Origin of the sequence: Flavobacterium sp. (assembly GCF_029242675.1) — a bacterium.
GTDB lineage: Bacteria > Bacteroidota > Bacteroidia > Flavobacteriales > Flavobacteriaceae > Flavobacterium.
Map to the genome: position 1 here is coordinate 1 of NZ_JAQWTM010000390.1, position 1,861 is coordinate 1,861.

Annotated in this window: 2 protein-coding genes; both read right to left on the reverse strand. The window is 33.9% G+C overall.

What is annotated here, in order from left to right:
* Positions 1 to 725, reverse strand: a 725-nt coding sequence (locus tag P8M54_RS14460) for a Wzz/FepE/Etk N-terminal domain-containing protein (protein ID WP_300288698.1), incomplete at its 3' end; no start/stop codon positions are given.
* A 3-nt stretch (positions 726 to 728) separates the two neighbouring features.
* Positions 729 to 1,502 carry a polysaccharide biosynthesis/export family protein gene (locus P8M54_RS14465; RefSeq protein ID WP_300288699.1) on the reverse strand — a complete coding sequence of 258 codons (774 nt, stop codon included), beginning with the start codon at positions 1,500 to 1,502 and terminating at the stop codon, positions 729 to 731.
* Positions 1,503 to 1,861: the final 359 nt, after the last annotated feature.

Consider the following 1,861-nt stretch of genomic DNA (forward strand, 5'->3'; position numbering starts at 1 on the left):
ACTTCATCAAAAACATTTAGAACCAAAACTTTACTTCCTTGCTTTATTGGCGCGATCGTCAATCTAGCCTTGAAACCGGCAGCCACAGAACGGATAGGACTTACAACTATGGATAAAAAAAAATCTTCCGCTAGTTTAGTACTAGTTTTCTTAGTCATTATTAAATCACCCAAAATTGTTTTTATTGGCTGACCATACTTGCATTTTGCTGAGCTTTGAAGTAATGAGGTACCACTATCGTCTGCCAAGGAGAAGGTACCATCAGTATTTTCATGAAATTGTAAAGACATGAACCTTTCATCGAAATCAACAACTTGATTTATAAAAGTGATACCAATTGGAGCATCCTCATACATTTCATGATTTAAAACTTGACCTTCGCTGAAAATTGCGATATTAAATTTTAATTTTTTGACCACTTCCTCCAAAAGTGTTCGCGAACGCATAATTTCAATTTCATCCTCTACATTTCGAGAACCATCACTAATTCCTAAGTCAGAAAAAGCTGCAGCCTCTGACAAGCGCCCTCCTTTTTCATTATCTTTCATTATAATACTTATAGAGGCATTATAGACAGGAACAGCATACCGCACTTTGTAATAGGCAACGCATAAAAAAGCAATTATTGCCAGCAAGAACCATTTCCAATGAATACTGTATTTCTGGATTTCTGCTTTTAAATCAAAATCTTTTTCAAACTCTTCGTTCGACATTGAATTCTCCATAAATTATCTAGTAAGTATTAAAAGAAAGGATAGCAAGGTTAGTCCTATTGAGGCAATAGAGGTAACCAATGTTACATTTGGACTAATCGTTTTGTACTTCGGCTCTACGTAGACCACATCATTCTGTGCCATGTAATAAAAAGGAGAATTAATAAAATCTGCTTTTCGTATATCTACACGATGATAGGATTTAACTCCATCTATTTCCCTTATCACCAAAATATTATCCCTTCTTGAAGTAATTTTTAAATCACCAGCCATGGTTAGAGCTTCGATAAGAGTGAAACGATCGGATTTAACCTGAAAAACACCGGGAGCACTAACATCTCCTTGAACTACTACCTTAAAATTTTCAATCCGTAAGGTGATTATTGGATTTTTAATGTAGGCCGAAAGTTTTTTCTTAAAAAGTGCTAAAACTTCTGATCGCGTTAGACCACTTACTTTTAATTTTCCTAATTCCGGAAAATCAATAAACCCATCCGCATCAACTAAATAATTATCCACAGCACTTTTGTTAGTAGGTGCTTGAGCACCGCCACTTATTACATTTGAAGGATTTAAATTGAAAGGTGCCGTTACTTTTGAATCTTCAGCTGAAACGCTTATGATTAATAAATCATCGGGTTGAATTTTTATTTCGTAAGTAGCTCCTTTCTCCTGCGCCATCGATTCAATATTTTGGTAATGCAAAATATCTTTTTTTGGTACACATGAAAAAAATAATGGAATCAAAAAGATTAAAAACACTTTTTTCGAAAATTTAAAAATATTCATAAAAATAAAGTTTATACCGGTTGTGATTATGGCAATTACGAGGTTTATTTTATATCACAAAGCGCACTTTGGAATACAATTCCCTCATTAATTGGGGCAAATATAACAATTAAGTCTGAAAATTACTCATTTAATAAAGCTGACTTCACCTAAAACTCATCATCCTATTCAATTAGAAAATATTTTATTTTACTGTTGTAAAAACAAGTTCAATATCTACTGAATGAGTAGGGGTTGAAAAGCAGATTTAATTCGCTGCCTATCTAAATCCGTTAAATTTGCGTTCATTTCTATTTGACTTGCACTTACTCCAGCTAAGTCCTCACATGCGAATTGCACCACTTTGCAGCGGCAAGACT